The sequence below is a fragment of the Paenibacillus sp. OAE614 genome, from assembly GCF_040546645.1.
GTDB lineage: Bacteria > Bacillota > Bacilli > Paenibacillales > Paenibacillaceae > Paenibacillus_AQ > Paenibacillus_AQ favisporus.
The window spans coordinates 5948583-5965625 of the sequence record NZ_JBEPOD010000001.1 but is presented as its reverse complement, the minus strand read 5'-3'; the positions used below and the strand labels follow the sequence as shown (position 1 = coordinate 5965625).

Sequence of the window (17043 nt, the reverse complement as noted above, 5' to 3'; positions counted from 1 at the left end):
TAAGCATGCCGCATCGTAAACCGGTTAAAGACAGTAACCTGCCAAACAGAGCGAGCCGGAAACAGGAATACACTACACTGCATCCGGATAAAGCTGCTAAATTTCCGCCGAGCCTGAACCAAATTCCGAAGCAGGAACAGGATTAGGCATTCACCGCACCACCCCAGGTCCTTCAGTGGCATCCTCGGCACCTGCCGAAGTTCCGCTGGAGGATTTTATTTTGCACAGGCGATAAGATAAAACAGGGTTACCTTCCTTTTGCATCCGCTGCCGGATTCAATGTTATAATAGGACGGAAAGAAAGGGTGGTACGTCATGAAATCATTGGTATTAGCCGAAAAGCCTTCCGTGGCCCGCGAAATTGCGCGCGTTATGGGAAGCCACGACAAGCATAAAGGATATATCGAAGGTCCGAAATATATCGTCACCTGGGCGCTGGGCCATTTGGTCGGACTCGCGGAGCCCGAGGATTACGACAATAAATACGCAACCTGGAACCTGGAGGATCTGCCGATTCTGCCGGAATCGATGAAGCTGAAGGTGCTGCGTGAATCCGCCCAGCAGTTCAAGGTTGTGCAGCAGCAGCTCCGCCGCCAGGACGTCGGCGAGTTGATCGTGGCGACGGACGCCGCGCGGGAGGGGGAGCTCCTCGCCCGGTGGATCATGAAGATGGGAAAATGGAACAAGCCGTTCAAGCGGCTCTGGATATCTTCACAGACAGACAAGGCGATCAAGGAAGGTTTTGCTTCGCTGAAGCCGGGGAACCAGTTCGACCGGCTGTACGAATCTGCGCGCTGCCGGGCTGAAGCCGACTGGATGATCGGCCTGAACGTGACGCGGGCGCTCACGGTCAAATTCGGTGCGCAGCTCTCCGCGGGACGGGTGCAGACCCCGACGCTGGGCATGATCATGGACCGGGAAAATGAAATCGTAAATTTCCGGTCGGAGGAGTACGACACGATCAAGGCCGACTTCGGCGGATTTGCCGCGGTGTGGCGGGGGAACAATGGTGACGCCCGCATCTTCGACAAGAGTGCGGCCGAAGCCTTGAATCGCAAGCTGGCCGGATCGTCCGGCCGGATCGTCAAGGTGAAGAAGACGGAGAAGGTCGAGCCTCATCCGCTCGCTTACGACCTGACCGAGCTGCAGCGGGATGCGAACCGCCGGTTCGGCTTCTCCGCGAAGCAGACGTCGGGCGTGCTTCAGCGCTTGTATGAGCAGCACAAGCTCGTCACCTATCCCCGGACCGACAGCCGCTATCTGACGTCGGATATGACCGGCACGCTGAAGGAACGCCTGGAGAGCGTGGCCATTGGACCATATGCTTCCCTCGCGCGTCCGCTGCTGCGGAAAAATTTGAATATCACCAAACGCGTCGTGGACGATTCGAAAGTCAGCGATCACCACGCGATCATCCCGACGGAAGAGACGGTGCTTTTGAATCAGCTGAACACTGAAGAACGCAAGCTGTACGACCTGATCGTCCGGCGCTTCATCAGCCTGTTCTACCCGCCGGCACGGTACGACGCGGTCGCGGTAACGATCGACGTGGAAGGCGAGTCCCTTCATGTGAAAGGGACGACGATCAAGGAGAGCGGCTGGCGCGAGGTATACGGCGGAGATGTCTCCGACGAATCGGATGAAGATTCGTCGGCTGATACCGATGGCGAAGAGAGCGGAGCCCAGCTTCCAGTGCTGAACGAGGGCGAAGCCGTCAAGGTGCAGCGGGTCATCATGCAAGGCGGCCGGACTTTGCCGCCGAAGCGGTATACCGAGGCTACGCTTCTGTCACAGATGGAGAAGCACGGCCTCGGCACCCCGGCGACGCGCGCGGACATTATCGAGAAGCTGGTGAACTCCGATACGATCGAGCGTCAGGGGAACGCGCTGCATCCGACGGGCAAAGGCAAACAGCTGATCGGACTCGTTGCGCCGGAGCTGCGGACGCCGCAGCTGACGGCCAAGTGGGAAGCCGAGCTGGAGAAGATCGCCCGCGGCCAGGGGCAGCCGGAGCCGTTCCTGAAGGGAATCCGCGGCATGTCCAAGGATCTGGTGGCAGGCGTAAAGAACAGCAAGGCGGACTACAAGCCGCACAACGTCTCGAACAGCCACTGTCCGGACTGCGGTACCCGGCTGCTGGAGAAGAAGGGCAAGCGTGGCAAGATGCTCGTCTGCCCGAGCGAGGACTGCGGCTACCGCCGTTCGGACGAGAAGCGCCTGTCCAACCGCCGCTGCCCGCAGTGCCACAAGAAGATGGAGATGAAGGAAGGCAAAGCCGGCCTGTATGTGCAGTGCCTATCCTGCGGCATCACGGAGACAGTCAACAAGGACAGCAAGCACGTCAACAAGCGCGAGGAGCGCAAGCTGGTGCAGCAGTATGCCAAGAAGCTGGAGCCGATCGGCTCGAACCTCGGCGAGCTGCTGAAAGCGGCGATGGAGAAAAAGAACGGTTAATAGCCTGAAAGACCCGGGCTGCATGCTCTGGCTGATCGGCCTAAGTATGCATGCATTAAACCTATCTGGCCTATCGCCGGCACAGCTAGAATCTAGCTAGCAGACAGAGGAATCTCTCATACTCGAGAGGAAACTTGCTCCATCATTATTTAGGAAAACTCAGCCAGGAAGGCGTTTTTGCTGGGAAAACTGGCAGACGGATGCCTGGCGGTTTGTCTCTTGGCTAGTAAAGTTTTATAATAGAAGCAAGCAGTAGAACGGGGGTGGTAGCGTAAGTGAGGACGGCGCTCTTGATCTGGTTTATTTTTATCAACGCGGTAGGTTACCTGATCATGTCCGAGGATAAAAGAAGGGCAAGAAACAGGCGTGACCGTGTGCCGGAAAGAACGCTCTTTCTGCTTGCCGCCATCGGCGGTGCGCTGGGCGTACTGATCGCCATGTACCGCAAACGCCATAAGACCAGGCATCTGAGCTTTCGGGTCGGGATACCGCTGCTGCTGTTCGTCAACGCAGTTCTGTACGCATTTTTCATGAGTTGATTTATCGCTTGATGGTACAACATGGTTTCATTTCTTGCTAATTCGGTTTAATAACATCTCAATTCACACTTCATACAGAGAAAGCGCAGGTGGGTCCACATGTTATTTTCCAAAATTCTTTTAGCTTATGATGGTTCCAAAGCTTCCAATAAGGCTCTTGAACGTGCAATCGAACTGGCGAAAGCGGCGCCTGACGCGGTCATCGACGTCGTACATGTCTTTGATTTCCCGCGCGTATTCATTGGCGAAGGCATGGCTCCGATTCCGGCGTCCGTCAATCAGGACTTCTATGAACTCGCTGAGCAGACGGTCGCGGAAGTGAAGAAACGTCTCGACGGTGAAGGCGTCGCCTACAATGCGGAGATGATCCAGGGTGGACCTGCGGAAGTCATTCTGGAATATGCCAAGGAAAAAGGCAATGATCTGATCGTGATCGGCAGCCGCGGCTTGGGCGGAATCCGGGAGTTCGTGCTCGGCAGCGTCAGCCACAACGTCGTGCAGCATGCGACCATTCCGGTGCTTGTCGTTAAATAAATGATGGAATTGTAAGCCAGTGTGCCCCGAATATGGGGTGCACTGGTTTTGTTTTAGGAATGATCAGCGGCAAAATCCGAACATTCGATTTTACACTGTTTTAATTGTTCGTGTTTTAGTTGACATGTTGTGTAGGGGATTGTTAAACTGTTAGGTGTAAAGCCTTAAGGGATTTGGAAGAGGCAGAGAACCATCACTGGATGGTTAAGGGAATGAACAAATAATCGAATGAATTGATCTCGTATAATGCCGGGGATATGGCCCGGAAGTTTCTACCCGGATACCGTAAATGTCCGGACTACGAGGGAATACTGCCGAGGAGTCGCCGGTTCCGATGGACGGAAAGGCTTCCCTCCTTGCTGCGTTTGCGGCAGCGGTATTCCTTACCCGGTCCGGTATCCTGAAAGTCAACGTATTTCTCGGGCACCGGGCCTTTTTGGGTCTCTCCCGAATGAATAAAAAACTTTTGGAAAGTGGGTTGAAACATGTCAGCAGCGGTCGCTGTCATTATGGGCAGCAAATCGGATTGGGAAACGATGCAGCATGCATGTCTCGTCCTGGACGAACTGCAAATTCCGTATGAGAAAAAGGTCGTGTCCGCGCACCGGACGCCGGACCTGATGTTCGCCTTTGCGGAGCAGGCGGCGGAGCGCGGCCTCAAAGTCATCATCGCCGGAGCCGGCGGTGCCGCGCATTTGCCGGGCATGGTAGCGTCCAAGACGACGCTGCCGGTCATCGGCGTGCCTGTGCAGTCCAAGGCGCTGAACGGTCTGGATTCGCTTCTGTCGATCGTTCAGATGCCGGGCGGCATTCCGGTCGCGACGGTGGCGATCGGCAAGGCGGGCGCTACGAATGCGGGCCTCCTTGCCGCGCAAATCATCGGGGCCTATGACAGCGAGGTTCAAGCGCGGGTGCAAGCTCGAAGAGATGCCATCCGCGACGAAGTGCTGGAAAGCAGTGATTCGCTATGAGCAGCAATCAGGCATCGCAGCAGACATGGCTCCCTGGTTCCACCATCGGCATTCTGGGCGGCGGCCAGCTGGGACGAATGATGGCGCTGGCCGGAACCGCTATGGGGTACCGCTTCATCACGCTCGATCCGACGCAGGATTCGCCCTGCGGGCAGGTCGCAGGACAGATTGAAGCGGCTTACGACGACGTTGATGCAGCCCGCCGGCTGGCGGCGGCGTCGGATGTCATTACGTACGAATTCGAAAACGTCGACGCAGAAGTCGCCGCGCTGCTGGAGAAGGAATCCAGCGTGCCGCAAGGAAGCGCGCTGCTCTACACGACGCAGCACCGCCTCCGGGAGAAACGGGCGATCGAAGCTGCGGGCGTGCCCGTGGCGCCGTACCGCGAAATTACGAGCTTGGAGAGCCTCAGAGAGGCGGCTGCCGAGCTCGGACTTCCCGGCGTGCTAAAGACCGCCACCGGCGGATACGACGGCAAAGGCCAGGTCGTTCTCCGCTCGGAGGATCAGCTCGAGGCGGCATACGAGGAACTGGCAGCCACCGGCCGCGAGCTGGTACTGGAGAAATTCGTTGATTTTCAATGCGAAATTTCAGTTATTGCCGCCCGCAGCCCAAAAGGGGAAGTAAAAAGCTTCCCGGTAGCAGAAAATATTCATGTGAACAACATTTTGCACCTGTCGATCGTCCCGGCGAGAGTCGAGGAGCAGGTTCAGCGGGAAGCCCGCAAGCTGGCGGAGCAGCTCGTGGAACACTTGGGCGCGGTCGGCCTGCTGGCCGTGGAGATGTTCGTGACGAGGGATGGGCAGCTGTACGTGAACGAGCTGGCGCCGCGTCCGCACAACTCCGGCCATTACACGATGGAGGCCTGTGCCACCTCGCAGTTCGAGCAGCATGTCCGCGCCGTGTGCAACATGCCGCTCGGCGATACGACGCTGCTGACCCCGGTCGTTATGGTCAACGTGCTCGGCCAGCATCTGGAACAGGTGATCCGCGCCAGCGGCAGACCGAGCATCGCCGTCACCGAATACGGCGTGGTGCCGAAGCTTCATTTATACGGCAAGGGCGACGTGAAGAAAGACCGTAAAATGGGACATATCAACCTGCTGTGCAAAGACGTGCAGGACGGACTCGACTGGGTTGAACAAACTAACATCTGGAGGCAAGGATAATTTATGATCGAACGTTACAGCAGACCGGAAATGCGGGCCATCTGGACCGAAGAAAATAAATTCAAGGCATGGCTGGAAGTAGAACTGTGCGCATGCGAGGCTTGGGCCGAGCTGGGCGTCATTCCGAAGGAGGACACGAAGCTGCTTCGCGAGAACGCCAAATTCGACATCGACCGGATTTACGAAATCGAGCAGGAAACGCGCCATGATGTCATCGCCTTTACCCGCGCGGTATCGGAGAGTCTTGGACAGGAGCGCAAATGGGTGCATTACGGACTCACTTCCACCGACGTGGTGGATACAGCGCTCGGATATCTTCTCCGTCAAGCAAACGAAATTTTGGAGAAGGATATTTTGAACTTCATCGAGATCCTGAAAGACAAGGCTATAGCTTACAAAGACACGCCGATGATGGGACGTACGCACGGTGTTCATGCCGAGCCGACGACCTTCGGCCTGAAGATGGCCCTCTGGTACGAGGAAATGAAGCGCAACCTGGAGCGTTTCCGCCACGCGGCGAACGGCGTCCAGTTCGGGAAAATTTCCGGCGCGGTGGGCACCTATGCCAACATCGACCCGTTCGTGGAAGAGTTCGTCTGCAAGAAGCTCGGCACGAGCCCGGCTCCGATCTCCACGCAGACGCTGCAGCGTGACCGCCATGCCGAATACATGGCAACGCTGGCATTGATCGCGACGTCGCTCGACAAGTTCGCGACGGAAATCCGCGCGCTCCAAAAGAGCGAAGTGCGCGAGGTTGAAGAAGCCTTCGCCAAAGGCCAGAAGGGCTCCTCGGCGATGCCGCACAAGCGCAACCCGATCGGCTGCGAGAACATCTCGGGCCTCTCGCGCGTCATTCGCGGCCACATGGTGACCGCCTATGAAGACGTGGCGCTTTGGCACGAGCGCGATATTTCGCACTCCTCCGTGGAGCGGATCATCCTGCCGGATGCGACCATGCTGCTGAACTACATGCTGAACCGCTTCGGCAACATCGTGAAGAACCTGACCGTGTTCCCGGAAAACATGAAGCGCAACATGGCGCGTACCTACGGCGTGCCGTTCTCCGGCCGCGTCATGACGAAGCTGATCGACAAAGGCTTCAGCCGCGAGCAGGCGTACGATACTGTGCAGCCGCGGGCAATGCAGGCGTGGGAAGAGCAGCGCCAGTTCCGCGACATCGTGGAAGCGACGCCGGAAATTACGGAGGCGCTCAGCCCGGAAGAGATCGAAGATGCGTTTAATCCGTCGTGGCATCTGAAGCACGTGGATACGATTTTCAAAAAGCTTGGCTTGATATAAGAGCGTTCGGTTTGAAGTTAATCGTGAGTAACCCGTATTAGAGGCTTGGAGAATGATGGACTCAACATCATGGCACACATCTTCAGCGAATGCAGCGAAAGGGACGGAATCGATCCGCAAGAAGCGACAGCGTTCGCCTTTGTCTCCGAATTTCAACCGCTATTTAAGAGCGACCTATCAAGAAATTTGGAGACAACAGCGATCGGCGGAACGATCCGTAACTGCAGCGGCTGCCTCGCTGGCGACGAGGGGATTTTCGAGTGTTGAGCCGAGAAATGGGGAGGATTCGCATGACATCACCGGCTGTATCGACTGCGGTGGAACTGGTAGACGCGCCGCTGCTGTACAAAGGCAAGGTGCGCGAGCTTTACGATTTGGGAGAGCATGTGCTGATCGTGGTCACCGACCGCATATCCGCTTTTGACTATGTGCTGGAGCCGCCGGTGCCCGAGAAGGGCAACGTGCTGAACAAGCTGAGCGCGTTCTGGTTCGAAATGACGAAGGACTTTATGGACAACCATGTTGTCCATACGGACGTCGAGCGACTGGGCGCCGTGGCGAAGAACAAGGAGCTCTTGAAGGACCGGATCATGGTGGTCCGCAAAGCCGAGCGGATCGACATGGAATGCGTCGTGCGCGGTTATATTACCGGCGGCGGCTGGAGGCAGTACCAGGCGGGCGGTGAAGTGAACGGCATCAAGCTGCCGGAGGGCATCCGCAAGAACGAGGCGTTTCCGGAGCCGATCTTCACGCCAGCGGCCAAAAACGATGTCGGCCATGACGAGGACATCTCCATGGAGCGCATGAAGGAGCTGATCGGCGCAGAGCTGGCGCTGGAGCTGCAGGAGAAGAGCCTGAAGCTGTACGACTTCGCGCGGCGGTACTGCGATGAGCGCGGCATCATTTTGGCGGACTGCAAGTTCGAATTCGGCGTACTGGACGGCAAGGTAATCCTGATCGACGAGATTTTTACGCCGGACTCCTCGCGCTTCTGGGCGAAGGAAAACTACGCGCTGGACATCGAGATCGACAGCATGGATAAGGAGCCGGTGCGATCCTACCTTGCCTCAACACCATGGGACAAGAACAGCCAGCCGGACCCGCTGCCGCAGCCGGTGGTAGACGAAACGACCCGCAGATACGTGGATATTTACGAACGCCTGACGAAGCGCGTTTAAGATAGAAACCGCTATAGTAACGAACTTAGGTTTTAGACGATTTTTTAGCTAATGCAGGCCTGAAAAAGATTCAGTCACTCATTCACTCATTCCTAGAGGAGGAACTAGAAGAACATGATGAAAGCTACGGTCTATGTCACTATTAAGCAGGGCGTACTCGATCCGCAGGGGGTTGCGGTGCAGGGAGCGCTTCATTCGATGGGATTCGAGGAAGTGTCGAGCCTCCGCATCGGGAAATACATGGAGCTTCAGCTGGACACGAATGACCGTGCTGAGGCGGAACAACGCGTCAAAGCCATGTGTGAGAAGCTTCTGGCGAATACGGTGGTCGAGGATTACCGATACGAATTGGAGGGCTAACATCCATGAAATTTGCAGTTCTCGTCTTTCCCGGCTCCAACTGTGATATCGACTGCTACAAAGCGGTAGAGGAAACACTCGGGGAGCCTGTCGATTACGTCTGGCATACCGCAACAGACCTGTCCGCTTACGACTGCATTCTGGTTCCTGGCGGTTTCTCTTACGGCGACTACCTTCGCTGCGGGGCGATCTCACGGTTTGCTCCAGTCATGAGTGAAGTGGCCAAGGCTGCAGAGCAAGGCAAATACATTCTGGGCATTTGCAACGGATTCCAAATCCTGACGGAAGCGGGTCTGCTGCCGGGCGCGCTGCTGCGCAACACGTCCATGAAGTTCCGCTGCAATGATACCGTGCTGAAGGTGGCGAACAACCGCACGCCGTTCACGACCGACTTTAGCGAAAATGAAGAAATCGTCATTCCGATCGCCCACGGCGAAGGGAATTACTATTGTGATGAAGAGACGCTCGCGCGTCTTCAGGAAAATAACCAAATCGTCTTTACCTACAGCAGCAATCCGAACGGCTCTGTCCTGGATATCGCCGGCATCTGCAATGAGCGCGGCAACGTCGTCGGCATGATGCCGCACCCGGAACGCGCAGTGAACTCCCTGCTCGGCTCCGAGGACGGCAAGCGTATGTTTACATCCATTTTGAAGGCTTGGAGGGATACCCATGGCGCAGCAAGTGTCCGCTAAGGAACCGACCGCAGCACAGATTGCGGAACAGAAAATCTATCAGCAGTTTGGGGTATCGGACAGTGAATACGAGCTGATCTGCTCCTTTATGGGACGTCAGCCGAATTATACCGAAATCGGCGTGTTCAGCGTCATGTGGTCTGAGCACTGTGCCTACAAAAATTCGAAGCCGCTCCTGCGCCGCTTCCCGACCAGCGGCCCGCGGGTCCTGATGGGACCGGGCGAAGGCGCGGGGATCGTCGACATCGGCGACAACCAGGCGGTCGTGTTCAAAATCGAAAGCCATAACCACCCTTCCGCGGTAGAGCCTTATCAAGGCGCCGCGACCGGCGTGGGCGGCATCATCCGCGACATTTTCTCGATGGGTGCAAGACCGGTAGCGCTGCTCAACTCGCTGCGTTTCGGCAAGCTCGAAAGCGACCGCGTGAAGTATCTGTTTGAGCATGTTGTGGCCGGCATCGCCGGATACGGCAACTGTATCGGCATTCCGACGGTTGCCGGTGAAGTGATGTTCGACAACAGCTACGACGGCAATCCGCTGGTCAACGCCATGTGCGTCGGTCTGATCGACCACGACAAAATTCAGCGCGGCGTGGCTAAAGGCGTGGGCAACCCGGTCTTCTACGTAGGTCCTCCTACCGGCCGCGACGGCATTCACGGTGCGACGTTTGCTTCGGTTGAACTCAGCGAAGAGTCGGAAGCGAAAAAGACGGCCGTTCAGGTCGGCGACCCGTTCATGGAGAAGCTGGTGATGGAGTCGACCCTGGAGCTGATCGATTCCGGGATCGTGCTCGGCATTCAGGACATGGGCGCAGCCGGCTTGACCTGCTCCAGTGCGGAGATGGCGAGCAAGGCGGGCAACGGCCTGGAGCTGTACCTCGACCAGGTGCCGCAGCGTGAAGAAGGCATGACGCCGTACGAGATGATGCTCTCCGAATCCCAGGAGCGCATGCTGTTCGTCGTTGAGCCGAAGGACGAAGCGCAGGCGATGGAAATTTTCGAGCGCTGGGGCGTCATCTGCGCCAAGGTCGGCAAGGTTACCGACGACGGCCGCCTGAAGCTGTTCCACCACGGCGAGGTCGTTGGCGACATGCCGGTCAAGGCACTTGTTGACGAGTGCCCGGTTTACAACAAGCCGTCGAGCGTGCCAGCTTATTATGAAGCAAACGCCGGCGTCGATACGCTGCGCTACGAAGAAGTGAAAGACCTGGGCGGCGCCCTGAAGCAGGTTTTGGCTTCCCCGACGGTCGCCAGCAAAGCCTGGGTATACAATCAGTACGATTACATGGTCCGCACGAGCACGGCGGTCCGTCCGGGTTCCGACGCGGCAGTGGTTACGATCCAAGGCACGCGTAAAGGCCTCGCGATGACGACCGACTGCAACGGGCGGTACGTATATCTCGATCCGGAAGTCGGCGGCCGCATCGCGGTCAGCGAAGCCGCGCGCAACATCGTCTGCTCCGGCGCCGAGCCGCTGGCGATCACGGACAACCTGAACTTCGGCAGTCCGGAGAAGCCGGATATTTTCTGGCAGATGGAGCGTGCGGTAGACGGCATGGCCGAAGCCTGTCGCGTGCTGGATACGCCGGTCATCGGCGGTAACGTCAGCCTGTACAATGAGAACGCCAGCGGAGCGATCTACCCGACGCCAGTCGTCGGCATGGTCGGTCTGGTGCATGATACGGATCATATTACGACACAAGGCTTCAAACAAGAAGGCGACGTCATCTTCCTGCTCGGCGACACGAAAGCGGAGCTGGGCGGCAGCGAGTTCCAATACGTCGTGCATGGGGCAACGGAAGGACGTCCTCCGGCGCTCGACTTGGATACGGAGAAAAAACTGCTGTCCTCCGTGCTTGGTGCGATCCAGCAAGGACTCGTACAGTCGGCGCATGACTTGTCCGAGGGCGGTCTTGCAGTAGCGCTGGCCGAGTCCTGCATCAGCGGTTCGCTGGGTGCCCAGGTACATGTCGAAACCGGCCTGCGTCCGGACGTAGCCCTGTTCAGCGAATCCCAATCCCGTATCCTGCTCTCAGCATCCCGGAACAAGGCAGAGCAGCTGAAAGCTTATATTGAAGGTCAAGGCGTGCCGGTTGCCGAAATCGGCATCGTGGAAGGTGACAGTCTGGTGGTTGACATCAACGGTGCTTCGGCCGTGAACGAAAGTGTAGGAGGCTTGAAGCAGGTCTGGGAGGATGCGATTCCATGTCTCATGAAGTAACACCGCAAACGCTGTGGACGGGAGACTACTATAACGAGGGCTCGGGCAAAGACGGGCTGTTCGACAAATTAAAAGAAGAATGCGGCGTGTTCGGGGTCTATGGACACCCGGACGCCGCTTCTTTGTCCTACTATGGGCTGCATGCCCTGCAGCACCGCGGGGAAGAAAGCGCGGGGATGTGCGTCAGCGACCGCGAGGAATTTCATTACCACCGCGGGATGGGGCTCGTCAAAGAGGTATTCGACAAAGACATGATGGCTTCCCTGACCGGGGACATCTCCATCGGGCACGTGCGCTATTCGACGAGCGGCGACAGCAAGCTGACGAACGCGCAGCCGCTGGTGTTCAAGTACCGTGACGGCGACCTGGCCGTGGCGACCAACGGCAACATCGTGAACGCCCCGCAAATCCGGCGCGAGCTGGAGGAAGGCGGGTCGATATTCCAGACGACGAGCGACACGGAGGTCATCGCGCATCTGATCGCGCGTTCGCCGAAGGATCTCGTCTCCGCGGCCAAAGACGCGTTCAACCGCATCGTCGGCGGCTATGCGTTCCTGATCATGACGAACGACCGGCTGCTGGTCGCGTCGGATCCGCACGGGCTGCGGCCATTGACGATGGGCAAGCTCGGTGAGGCGTATATTTTCGCCTCGGAGACCTGCGCACTCGAGACGATCGGCGCGGAGCTGATCCGCGACATCGAGCCGGGCGAGCTGCTTATTCTCGACAAAGACGGCCTGCATGAAGACCGGTTTGAGGAGAAAAAGCACCGCAAATCGCTGTGTGCGATGGAATACATCTATTTTGCCCGTCCCGACAGCGACATGAACGGCTCGAACCAGCACGCCGCCCGCAAGCGGATGGGCAGCCGGATGGCGATCGAATCGTTTGTCGACGCCGATATCGTGACCGGGGTGCCGGATTCCAGTATTTCCGCAGCGATTGGTTACGCGGAGCAGACGGGGATCCCGTACGAGATGGGGCTCATCAAAAACAAATACACGGGCCGCACCTTTATCCAGCCAAGCCAGGAGCTGCGCGAGCAGGGCGTCAAGATGAAGCTCAGCGCCGTGCGCCGCGTGGTCGAAGGCCAGCGTGTCGTCATGATCGACGATTCGATCGTCCGCGGCACGACCTCCCGCCGGATTGTGAACCTGCTTCGCGACGCCGGGGCGGTGGAAGTGCATGTGCGGATTACGTCGCCGCCTTTTAAAAATCCGTGCTTTTACGGCATCGACACGCCGGACCGGCGCGAGCTGATTGCCTCAAGCAAGTCGGTGGAAGAAATCTGCCGGGAAATTAACGCCGATTCGCTGGCGTTCCTTAGCCCGGAGGGTCTGATCACTGCGATTGCAGGCAACAATGCGGATGATTACAAGGGCGGGCTGTGCCTGGCTTGTTTCGACAACGATTATCCGACGCATCTGGATTTTAACGGTGAAGAGAAGTTTGGCTGCAGCTGCTGATGGGCTTGGAATGCAGGGCGATTACTGATCGCGATGGCATTGCCGGGCTGAAGGTTTGGGCTGTGTCTGTGGATCGATTCAGGATATGAATACTTTACCCGCTTAAAAAGTGGCGGAGCATTTGACAAAGGAGTGTCGTGGGAGTGTCTGAGGCTTATAAAAATGCCGGTGTGGATATCGCGGCCGGAAATGAAGCGGTAGAACGGATGAAGAAGCACGTGAAACGGACGTTTCGTCCGGAAGTGATGACAGATCTTGGCGGCTTTGGGGCGCTGTTCGGCCTGAATAAGGACAAATATGAGGAGCCTGTGCTCGTTTCCGGAACGGACGGGGTCGGCACCAAGCTGAAAATCGCCTTCGCCATGGACCGTCATGACACGATCGGGATCGACGCGGTGGCCATGTGCGTCAACGACATCGTGGTGCAGGGGGCAGAGCCGCTGTTTTTCCTTGACTACTTGGCATGCGACAAGGTCGTGCCGGAGAAGATCGAAGCGATCGTGGCCGGCATCGCCGAGGGCTGCCATCAGTCCGGCTGCGCGCTGATCGGCGGCGAAACCGCCGAGATGCCCGGCATGTATGCCGAAGGCGAATACGATATCGCGGGCTTTACGGTCGGCGTTGTCGATAAAAGCAAAATTATCAACGGCGCGTCCATCGCCCCTGGAGATACGGTCATCGGCATCGCATCGAGCGGCGTGCACAGCAACGGCTTCTCCCTGGTGCGCAAGCTCCTGCTTGAGCAGTCCGGCTACAGCCTGCACGATGAAATCCCTGAACTGGGCGGCAAGCTGGGCGACGTCCTGCTGACACCGACCAAAATCTATGTGAAGCCTCTGCTGGCTCTGCTGGAAAAGGTCAACGTGAAAGGCATGGCGCACATCACCGGCGGCGGCTTCATCGAGAACATTCCGCGCATGCTGCCTGCGAACGTCAACGTGGACATCCGCTACGGTTCCTGGCCGATCCTGCCGATTTTTGAGCTGATGCAGAGCAAGGGCAGTATTGCCAATCGTGACATGTTCACCACATTCAATATGGGCATCGGGCTTGTCCTTGTCGTCAGCGAAGGCGATGCGCAGCAGGCGCTGGAGCTGCTCAAGGCGAGCGGCGAGGAAGCGTACATCATCGGGTCGGTAACGCCGGGTGAGTCGGTTGTGACCTTTACGGGAGCCGATGTCTAATGAGCGGCTACCGGATTGCTGTGTTTGCTTCCGGAACGGGAAGCAACTTTCAGGCATTAGCCGAAGCGGCCGCTGAGGGAAGGCTCGGCGGCGCGACGGTGGAGCTGCTCGTCTGCGACAAACCGGCGGCCCCTGTCGTCGGCCGGGCGGAGCGCCTCGGCATTCCTAAGCATCTGTTCGTTCCCAAACAGTACGGATCGCGCGAGGAATATGAAGCGGAAATCGTCGCCAAGCTCGAGGAGCTGGACATCGACCTGGTCGTGCTGGCAGGGTACATGCGTCTGTTGACTTCCGTGATCGTCGACAAATATGCGGGACGCCTGATCAACATTCATCCGTCGCTGCTCCCGGCATTTCCCGGGACAAACGCGATCGGGCAAGCGCTGGACTATGGCGTCAAGCTGAGCGGCGTAACCGTGCATTTTGTGGACGGCGGCATGGATACAGGACCGATTATCGCCCAGCGGGCGATCGAGGTGGCCGAGCATGAGACGGAGGAGTCTTTTGCGCAGGCGGTGCATGCTGTGGAACAGGAGCTGTACCCGCAGGTCGTTGCTCTTTTTGCCCAGGGTAGAGTGAAGCTGGAGGGCCGGAAAGTTACGCTGCTTAAGGGATGATGCCTTGATGTGGTTGGAATGGTAACAACACAAAGATATAGAGATAGGGTAAGGGGATAAGGGACAACTGCCGCGGTTCCGACACGAATGGCGGCGGCTGTCAGCGGCTTTTTCGTATAATATAAGTTGAATTAAAAGAATAGGATGCAGGGCAAGGGAGTAAAACGATTCTGAAGAAGCGAAGCGTTCGCATTTGGCTTTCGGATTTCTCCATTAGGTTGGATCCATTAATCAAGAAATACGAAAACAAGAGCGATCGTAGGAACTTTTTACGTACTTGCCCCTATCATCCATTTCAGTAGTTCAACTTATAAGAAATGATAAATTTCGGTGTTTCCGCAAAGACTTCGGCCGATATCGAGCAAAATGTGCGCTTTGTGGAGGGATTTGACGGTTTTGTCGGCTCGGCCCGCTTACGGCGGATGCCGGGGAATCTTTTCGATATTTCTCGGGAAATAAATGAGCTTCGAGCGAAAGTTATCGTTTTTACACATAAAGGAGGAGCATATCGTGAGTATTAAAAGAGCGCTGGTCAGCGTATCGGATAAGAAGGGCATCGTGGATTTTTGCCGCGAGCTGTCTGCATTGGGCGTGGAGATCATTTCGACAGGGGGCACGAAAAGCCTGCTGGCACAGGAAGGCGTGCCGGTCATCGGCATTTCCGAAGTGACCGGGTTTCCGGAAATTTTGGATGGACGCGTTAAGACGCTGCATCCGGCGGTACACAGCGGCCTTCTGGCTGTCCGTGACAGCGAAGAGCATCAGCAGCAGATGAAAGAGCTGGGCCTGGACTACATCGATCTGGTGGTCGTAAACCTGTATCCGTTCCAGGAGACGATTGCTAAACCGGACGTTACGTATGAAGATGCGATCGAAAATATCGACATCGGCGGTCCGACCATGCTTCGTTCGGCAGCCAAAAATCATGCGTTTGTCAGCGTAGTTGTCGATTCGGCCGACTACGGCACCGTACTTGCGGAAATCCGCGAGAACGGAGATACGACGCTGGAAACGCGCAAACGGCTTGCAGCCAAAGTTTTCCGCCACACCGGCGCATACGATGCCCTCATTTCCGATTATTTGTCGAACGTCACAGGCGATCCTCTTCCTGAGCGTTTGACGGTCACTTACGAGAAGATCCAAGACCTTCGTTACGGCGAGAATCCGCACCAGAAAGCGGCGTTCTACCGCAAACCGCTCGCTCCATCCGGCACTATCACAACCGCCGAGCAGCTGCACGGCAAGGAATTGTCGTACAACAACATCAACGACGCCAACGCGGCGCTGCAGATCGTCAAAGAATTCGACGAACCGGCTGTCGTGGCGGTCAAGCATATGAACCCTTGCGGTGTAGGCACAGGCGAAAGCATTTTGGAAGCCTATAAAAAAGCCTACAGCGCGGACCCGACCTCCATTTTTGGCGGCATTGTCGCGGCTAACCGCATTATCGACAGCGACACCGCGGCGCTGCTCAGCGAAATTTTCCTGGAAATCGTGCTGGCACCGGGCTTCACCGATGAGGCACTCGAAATTTTGACGAAGAAGAAGAACATCCGTCTGCTGAAAATGGGCGAATTCGGTTCCGCCAAGGAACGGGCCAGCCAATTTGTCGTGACGTCGATCGACGGTGGCATGATCGTACAGGAAAGCGACGTGCATTCGCTGGACGAAGCCGATCTGAAAGTCGTAACCGATCGTGCGCCTAGCGAAGAGGAGCTGAAGCAGCTGCTGTTCGGCTGGAAGGTCGTCAAGCATGTGAAGTCCAACGCGATCGTGCTGGCGGCGGACAACATGACCGTTGGTGTGGGTGCGGGTCAGATGAACCGCGTCGGCTCCGCCAAAATCGCCATCGAGCAGGCGGGTGACAAAGCCAAGGGATCGGTGCTCGCTTCCGATGCATTTTTCCCGATGGGCGATACGCTGGAGCTGGCGGCCAAAGCCGGGATTACCGCGGTCATTCAGCCTGGCGGCTCCATCAAGGACGAGGAGTCCATTAAAGTCGCCAACGAATACGGCATTGCGATGGTATTTACGGGCGTAAGACATTTTAAACACTAAGACGGGAACTCGCCGATATGGCTGGGGGAAACTCAATACCGTCATATGTATAGTCATTGCCGCTATGCATTGAAAAGTGAAAAAGGCTGAGATAGCCGCGTTTAAGAGGTTTGGGATAAAGTTTGGGAAGGGTGATTGCAGCCGGGCTGTTATCGGAAAGGTCACCCCCAGCAGCTGCTCCCGTCATCAAAATCTCCGCTGAACGCGGCTGTCTGCTATAAAGGGTGTCGACACCGTAATCTTGGCGGTAGGATGACGCGAATGTTTAGGTTCTGATGAAAAATTAACGTGCATAAAC

At 57.0% G+C, this 17043-nt stretch carries 16 protein-coding genes and 1 riboswitch; all 16 genes read left to right on the top strand.

Annotated features, from left to right (window positions below; genetic code table 11):
* Positions 1 to 5: 5 nt before the first annotated feature.
* Positions 6 to 146 (top strand): hypothetical protein, encoded by a 141-nt coding sequence (locus ABIE48_RS27435; protein WP_163880674.1) that lies wholly within the window; start codon positions 6 to 8, stop codon positions 144 to 146.
* A gap of 169 nt (positions 147 to 315) precedes the next feature.
* Entirely contained in the window at positions 316 to 2454 is a 2139-nt protein-coding gene (locus tag ABIE48_RS27430; protein ID WP_192717206.1) for a DNA topoisomerase III, read from the top strand.
* A 275-nt stretch (positions 2455 to 2729) separates the two neighbouring features.
* Positions 2730 to 2993: a DUF1294 domain-containing protein gene (locus ABIE48_RS27425; RefSeq protein ID WP_076176818.1), complete on the top strand. Its 264-nt coding sequence runs from the start codon at positions 2730 to 2732 to the stop codon at positions 2991 to 2993.
* Between the two features lie 99 nt (positions 2994 to 3092).
* On the top strand, positions 3093 to 3527 hold the full coding sequence (locus ABIE48_RS27420; RefSeq protein ID WP_076176817.1) for a universal stress protein: 435 nt from the start codon (positions 3093 to 3095) through the stop codon (positions 3525 to 3527).
* A gap of 219 nt (positions 3528 to 3746) precedes the next feature.
* Positions 3747 to 3848: riboswitch (purine riboswitch) on the top strand.
* 164 nt (positions 3849 to 4012) lie between these two features.
* On the top strand, positions 4013 to 4498 hold the full coding sequence (gene purE / locus ABIE48_RS27415) for a 5-(carboxyamino)imidazole ribonucleotide mutase (protein WP_076176816.1): 486 nt from the start codon (positions 4013 to 4015) through the stop codon (positions 4496 to 4498).
* Entirely contained in the window at positions 4495 to 5667 is a 1173-nt protein-coding gene (gene purK, locus ABIE48_RS27410; RefSeq protein WP_192717205.1) for a 5-(carboxyamino)imidazole ribonucleotide synthase, read from the top strand. The genes purE and purK overlap by 4 nt, the downstream gene beginning before the upstream one ends.
* Before the next feature lie 3 nt (positions 5668 to 5670).
* Positions 5671 to 6966: an adenylosuccinate lyase gene (gene purB, locus ABIE48_RS27405; RefSeq protein ID WP_076176814.1), complete on the top strand. Its 1296-nt coding sequence runs from the start codon at positions 5671 to 5673 to the stop codon at positions 6964 to 6966.
* Positions 6967 to 7035: 69 nt separating this feature from the next.
* The gene (locus ABIE48_RS27400) at positions 7036 to 7233 is read left to right on the top strand and encodes a hypothetical protein (protein WP_192717204.1); all 198 of its coding nucleotides are present in this window, start codon (positions 7036 to 7038) and stop codon (positions 7231 to 7233) included.
* 23 nt (positions 7234 to 7256) lie between these two features.
* On the top strand, positions 7257 to 8144 hold the full coding sequence (locus ABIE48_RS27395; protein WP_089548982.1) for a phosphoribosylaminoimidazolesuccinocarboxamide synthase: 888 nt from the start codon (positions 7257 to 7259) through the stop codon (positions 8142 to 8144).
* A gap of 114 nt (positions 8145 to 8258) precedes the next feature.
* Positions 8259 to 8504, top strand: coding sequence for a phosphoribosylformylglycinamidine synthase subunit PurS (purS, locus tag ABIE48_RS27390; RefSeq protein ID WP_076176812.1), 246 nt, complete (start codon positions 8259 to 8261; stop codon positions 8502 to 8504).
* A 5-nt stretch (positions 8505 to 8509) separates the two neighbouring features.
* Positions 8510 to 9199: a phosphoribosylformylglycinamidine synthase subunit PurQ gene (gene purQ / locus ABIE48_RS27385; protein ID WP_192717203.1), complete on the top strand. Its 690-nt coding sequence runs from the start codon at positions 8510 to 8512 to the stop codon at positions 9197 to 9199.
* Positions 9177 to 11420 (top strand): phosphoribosylformylglycinamidine synthase subunit PurL, encoded by a 2244-nt coding sequence (purL, locus tag ABIE48_RS27380; RefSeq protein ID WP_192717202.1) that lies wholly within the window; start codon positions 9177 to 9179, stop codon positions 11418 to 11420. The genes purQ and purL overlap by 23 nt, the downstream gene beginning before the upstream one ends.
* Positions 11405 to 12886 (top strand): amidophosphoribosyltransferase, encoded by a 1482-nt coding sequence (purF, locus tag ABIE48_RS27375; RefSeq protein ID WP_089548980.1) that lies wholly within the window; start codon positions 11405 to 11407, stop codon positions 12884 to 12886. Before purL ends, purF begins: the two co-directional genes overlap by 16 nt.
* A 143-nt stretch (positions 12887 to 13029) precedes the next feature.
* On the top strand, positions 13030 to 14070 hold the full coding sequence (gene purM, locus ABIE48_RS27370) for a phosphoribosylformylglycinamidine cyclo-ligase (protein WP_192717201.1): 1041 nt from the start codon (positions 13030 to 13032) through the stop codon (positions 14068 to 14070).
* The gene (purN, locus tag ABIE48_RS27365) at positions 14070 to 14687 is read left to right on the top strand and encodes a phosphoribosylglycinamide formyltransferase (protein WP_076176807.1); all 618 of its coding nucleotides are present in this window, start codon (positions 14070 to 14072) and stop codon (positions 14685 to 14687) included. Before purM ends, purN begins: the two co-directional genes overlap by 1 nt.
* Positions 14688 to 15197: 510 nt before the next feature.
* On the top strand, positions 15198 to 16745 hold the full coding sequence (gene purH, locus ABIE48_RS27360) for a bifunctional phosphoribosylaminoimidazolecarboxamide formyltransferase/IMP cyclohydrolase (RefSeq protein WP_192717200.1): 1548 nt from the start codon (positions 15198 to 15200) through the stop codon (positions 16743 to 16745).
* Positions 16746 to 17043: the final 298 nt, after the last annotated feature.